General features: G+C 69.9%; 6 protein-coding genes. All 6 read left to right on the top strand.

The features are described from left to right. Positions 1-729: tyrosine-type recombinase/integrase (locus AB0L53_RS59110; RefSeq protein ID WP_364015846.1), on the top strand; the 729-nt coding region annotated here is incomplete at its 5' end. After that, positions 659-3,220 carry a tyrosine-type recombinase/integrase gene (locus AB0L53_RS59105; protein ID WP_364015843.1) on the top strand — a complete coding sequence of 854 codons (2,562 nt, stop codon included), beginning with the start codon at positions 659-661 and terminating at the stop codon, positions 3,218-3,220. The genes AB0L53_RS59110 and AB0L53_RS59105, both read left to right, overlap by 71 nt. Continuing rightward, the gene (locus AB0L53_RS59100; RefSeq protein WP_364015840.1) at positions 3,217-3,801 is read left to right on the top strand and encodes a DUF6262 family protein; all 585 of its coding nucleotides are present in this window, start codon (positions 3,217-3,219) and stop codon (positions 3,799-3,801) included. Before AB0L53_RS59105 ends, AB0L53_RS59100 begins: the two co-directional genes overlap by 4 nt. Before the next feature lie 112 nt (positions 3,802-3,913). Further along, positions 3,914-4,552: a hypothetical protein gene (locus AB0L53_RS59095; protein WP_364015837.1), complete on the top strand. Its 639-nt coding sequence runs from the start codon at positions 3,914-3,916 to the stop codon at positions 4,550-4,552. Positions 4,553-4,607: 55 nt separating this feature from the next. Continuing rightward, complete coding sequence (locus AB0L53_RS59090; protein ID WP_364015834.1) at positions 4,608-4,757, top strand: hypothetical protein; 150 nt, start codon at positions 4,608-4,610, stop codon at positions 4,755-4,757. Next, positions 4,754-5,263, top strand: coding sequence for a hypothetical protein (locus AB0L53_RS59085; protein WP_364015831.1), 510 nt, complete (start codon positions 4,754-4,756; stop codon positions 5,261-5,263). Before AB0L53_RS59090 ends, AB0L53_RS59085 begins: the two co-directional genes overlap by 4 nt. The last annotated feature ends 70 nt before the right edge of the window (positions 5,264-5,333 follow it).

Raw genomic sequence — 5,333 nt, 5'->3', positions numbered from 1 at the left:
CCGGCGGGGTTCGACCCGGGCGAGGACGGCCAGCACCGCACGATCATGGCCCGCACGATCAAGTACAGGGTCGCGATCCCGGGCTATGAGTGGCTGACGGATGAGGAGATCGACGTGCTGCTCGGCCTGGCCAGGCACGACCGCGACAAATTCCTCATCCAGCTCCTTTCGCAGACCGGCATGCGGATAGGGGAAGCGCTCGGGCTCCGCAGACAGGACATGCACCTGCTGCCCGATTCTCGGGTGCTGAACTGCCGGCACGAGGGGCCGCACGTCCACGTCCGGCGGCGCCTCAACGCCAACGGGGCGTTCGCCAAGGCCCGGCAGCCCCGGGCGATCCCGGTGGACGAGGTCACGATCGAGCTCTATGCGCACTACCAGTTCGAGCGGGCCGAGATCGCCGGGGACGCCGGGGACGCCGGGGACGCCGGGGACATGGTGTTCGTGAACCTGTTCCATGCGCCCGTGGGCAAGGCCATGTCGTACGGGACGGCCTATGAGCTGTTCTGCCGCCTGGCCAAACAGGCCGGATTCCGAGCCAGACCGCACATGCTCCGCCACTCGTCGATCACCAGGCTCCGGCGGGCCGGGGTGGATCGCCGGGTCGTGCAGGAGATCGCCGGCCACGTCTCGGTGACCTCGCAGGACCCGTACTCCCATGTCACCGACTCCGACAAGCGCGAGGCCGTGGAGATGGTGGCCGCCAAGAGACGGCAGGCCCGTTCGTGAGCGGGCCGGGCAACGTGCTCGCCTTCCCAACGCCAGACGACGAGCCGGCCGGGCGCGGGCCGAGATCTGGACCGCGTGGCTGTCGGCGAACACGCCCACCCCCTGGCGGGTTGGGGAGTGGGATGCGGCCACGTGGCTGTTCACCGGCGATGTCGGCAACCGCTGCACGGTCGCCTACCGCTGCACGGTGGCGGCCTGCGATCGGATCTCGCGCACGCAGGCCCTGTGTGACCTGTGTGAGAAGGCGTTGCGGAAGTCGGGGCTGGCGCTGGAGGAGTTCCGGGACGGCTTCGTCCCGGACCGCAACCGGGTGATCGACGGCGGGGCCAGGCCCTGCATCGTGGCGGGCTGCGCGCGGGACGGGGCGGTGTGGGGGTTGTGCGCCGCGCACGGGTCGCTGCGGCACAAGGACATGATGCGCAAGCGGACCGGCGCGGAGGAGCTGGAAGTCTGGGTCGCCGCCGCGGCCCCCTACGACCCGCTTCCGGCGTGTCTGGTCGGCGGCTGCGGGCGTGATTGGCGGCCGGGCTCGGGGATCTGCGACCTGCACACCCGGCGGCTGAAGGCGGACGGCCTGGAGGTGGCGGACGCGGCCTGGCTGGATCGCCAAGCGCCGTTCCTGATCGTCAACCAGTTCTCCCTGGCGCCGCTGGAGCCGGTGGTGCGCGCGGAGCTGCTGTTCGCGCTGGCCGCCCGGGATTTGCGGGGGCAGCGGCTGGACCCGACCGCGGTCCGGCAGTCGGTCGCGGTGCTGGCCGGCCACCGCGTCGCCGCGATCGCGGCGGTCCAGTTGGGGGCGCTGCCGAGCCGGGTCACGGCGAACGTCGATGCGCTGTTGCGGGAGACGTTCCGGGTGGTGGCTGCGGCCTTCGACCGGTTCCGCAGCGTGGATCCGGCCACGCGGCCGAGTTTGGACCTGGTCGACCTCGGGGCCCGGGGCAGGCACGGCAGGCCCACCGCTCGGCCCGGCGATCTGGACATCTCGATGATCCGGCAGATCTGGCTGAAGGAGATCCTGGTGGCCTGGATCAGCGAGGCCAAGCCCACGACCAGCGAGGTCCGCCGGGCACACAAGGCGGTGCAGACCGCCGCCCGGGCGCTGGACGCGCGCACCGGCGGCGGGCTGGACCCGGCGAGGCTGGGGTTCGCCGATATGACGGCGGTCGTCGCGGGCTTTGAGAACCTCCTGCGGGCCGATGGCCAGGAGATGAGTCAGAAGAACAAGGGCGGCCTGCTGTCGATGTGGTTCAAGGTGCTGGACTGGGGCCGGCTCACCGAGCGGCTGGACGGCATGGCCGCCGGGTTCGCCCGGCACTCCAGTCACGTCATCAAGCAGGTCCAGGTCAACGAGGACGAGATCGGCAGGGCGATCCCGGAGTCGGTGATCGGACAGTTGGACGAGCACACCGACCTGCTGGGCGCGGGCATCACCCACGGGCGGCTCTCGCCCGAGCAGGTCCACGCGATGGCGGTGGCGGTCTATGAGCTGCTGCGCGACACCGGCCGCCGCCCCGCCGAGATCGGCCAGCTGGAGGTCGATTGCCTGGAGCGGGACGGGGAGGACTGGCAGCTGCGCTGGGACAACAGCAAAGGGCTGCGCAACCGGCGCCGGTTGCCGATCCCATCGGAGACGGTGACCACCATCCACACCTGGCAGGCCGTCCGCGCCACGATCGACCTGCCGTCCGGTTCGGAGGGGTTTCTGTTCCCGCCGGCCGGAGAGTTCGGGCAGGTCCGGCATCTGACCTCCGAGCAGATCTCACCGATCATCCGGGCCTTCGCCGATGCGGTCCCGCAGCTGCTGGCCGAGGAGTTCGGCCCGGACGGGCGGCCGCTGCCGTTCGAGCGCTCGCTCATCTTCCCCTACGCATTCCGCCATTCCTACGCCCAACGACATGCCGACGCCGGGGTGCCGATCGACGTGCTCCGCGACCTTATGGATCACCGATCGACACATACCACCTCGGGGTATTACACCGTCTCCCTCAAGCGGAAGCGGGAAGCGGTGGCGATAGCCGGCCGTCACGGCTTCGATCGCGCCGGGCGGGCGCGGCCGACCCGTTCGGGCACCGCCTATGAGGCGCAGTCGGTGGCGGTGCCCTACGGCCGCTGCACCGAGCCCGCCAACGTCAGAGCCGGAGGAGGCGCCTGCGCCATCCGCTTCCAGTGCGCCGCCTGCACGTTCTTCCGCGCCGATGCGACCTATCTGCCGGAGATGGAGCAGCACGTCATGCAGTTGCGGGCCGATCGGGAGCGGGCGCTGGCGATGGACGTCGACGAGTACGTGATCAAAAACTTCGACGCCAACATCGAGGCGATGGCAAGGATCGTCGGCATCGCCCGGGACAAGCTGGAGGCGCTGCCGGAGGAGGAACGGGCCGAACTGCTCGGGGCCGCCGAGGCGTTGCGCATCGTCCGGGCCCAGCAGGCCCGTGTCATCGACCTGGGCATGCCCGGCTTGCCCGGGCGGCGCGGGCAGGAGAGCGCGTGAGCCAGAGGTCGCCGGGTGCTGGGCGCACCCCCGGCGACGTGCTGCGCGAGGTTCGCCGCAAGGACAGCCAGGTCAAACGCGGCAAGGTGCTGGCCACGCTGGCGGAGCTGAAGTCCGGCGGGGAACCGATCACCTTCCGGGGTGTCGCGGCGGCGGCCCAGGTGTCGACCTCGCTGGTCTACTCCCCGGGCGTCCGCGAGCACATCGAGACCGCGATCGCAGGGCAGGCCAAAGCAGCCCGGCGCGCCACCGCGACCGGAATCAGCGTCTCGGCCGCGTCCCTGGCCTGCGACCTGGAACTGGCCCGCGCCCAGATCAAAGAGCTGCGCGCGGAGCGGGACAAGCTCAAGGCCGCCGTCCGGCGCGGTCTGGGAACGGCGCTGGAGACGGCCGGCAGCCGGGAACTGACGGAGCGGATCAACGAGCTGATGGCCCAGGTCGAACGCCTGGCCGCCGAGCGCGACGCCGCGCTGGCGGAGAACACGCGGCTGAAGGCCACGCTGACCGAGACCGAAGACAATCTGACCGCCGCCCGGACGGCGCTGAAAGACCTGATGAAGGAGGTCAATCGTGATCGCTGACCCCGCGCCGCTCCCGGGCCCTGCCACCTGGGCAGACAATCGGCAAACAGAAGCGTATCTTCCTGATTACACTGCGTGCTCGTCAGTCTGCCCGGTTCGCTGAGGGGTCCGCATGAGCTTCACAGAACACGACGTTCACGAGTGCCGCCGCCTGATGAGCACCTGCCGCGTCAGCCAGCTGGCGATCGGCGACATGCTGACGGCCGCGTGGGCCGACGGCGACGCCCTCGGGCAGTTCTGCGAGCGGGTCGGCCTGTCGGTGACCACCGCCAAGCAGTGGCGAGCAACGGCGAAGGCGGTCACGCCGGACCTGCGCACGCTGCTGGAGACCTGCGGCGTCTTCGTCTCCTACAGCGTCTTGCGCGAAGGGACACGCATGATCGGCGGCCGGCCCGTCGACCCCGGCTACGCCAAGCTCCGATGCTTGATCGACGATGCGAGGACGGTGGGCGCCGACCGGGTCAACCACGCCACCTACCAGACGGTCCTGGGCACGGCACCCCCGCTGGCCATCGTCATGGATCCGCAGGCTCGCGAGGCTGAGGAGGTCGTCGACTACGTCAGCGACATGAACAACAGCCCCAACCGCGACCTGCTCGTCTCGGCGCTGCTCGCCGACGATGCCGTGACCCGCGCCGAACTGGAGGCCGAGTTCGACAAGCAGCGGGCCGAGCGCGAAGAACAGAACGGCCAGCAAGCCGCCGAAGCAGCCCATCGGCAAGCCCGACCCCAGCGCCGCGCTGGTCGCTGATCTGCTCGCCCTGGCCGCGCAGTCGGCACGGATCATCAAACGCCTTCCCAAGACAGTGCAGCTGGATCTCGCGCAGAAGGCCAACGCCTCTGTCGCCCTGGACGAGCTGGACGTCTTCACCAAGAGGGTCCGTCAGATCGCCGCGATCCGCAGGGTCAGCGTCCCGGCGCAGCGGCGGCCGCAGCGCGAGAAGGCGACAGCATGAACCCCGGCTCGCCCGAGGATACTCTCGACGACGGCGAGGAAGCCCTGCAAGCCGACATCGACGAGTTCGTCACCCTGGATCGCAGAGGCCCTTGGAAGCTCGCCCTTCTGGTCGCCAGGCGCGTCACGCCCGGCGAGGGCACCGGCGTGAGAATCGACTACCAGCCCCGCAGCGGCCTGAACGCTTTCCGGCGCATCAGTGCCGGAGAGTTCGCCCGCCGGGCCAGCACGGCCCCCAGGCGCGTCATGGCCCTGTTGGATGCGTGGAATCGGCTCGCCGCCGACGGCGTCGTCCCGCCCGCCGATGCCCTGCGCCCGGACACGAACATTGAGTCTCCTGATACCGGGGAGTACCCCTTTTACGGCAAGAACGGCTACTACCGCAGCTGGGAGGCCACGGGTCTGTCGACCGAGCGGCGTGATGCGGTCGAGAAAGAAGCGGAAAAGAGCGGGACCCGGCCTTCAGCCATCACCTATGTCATGGCTCTGCCAAGATTCCCGTGGTAACGCTCAGTTCCTGGCGATGGTGAGAAGTATCCGTTTGCGTAGCAGGGCGAGACCGGCTCGCCCGTACATC

This window comes from Nonomuraea sp. NPDC052129 (genome assembly GCF_040680095.1).
Lineage (GTDB): Bacteria > Actinomycetota > Actinomycetes > Streptosporangiales > Streptosporangiaceae > Nonomuraea.
This window is presented reverse-complemented; position numbering and strand designations above follow the sequence as displayed.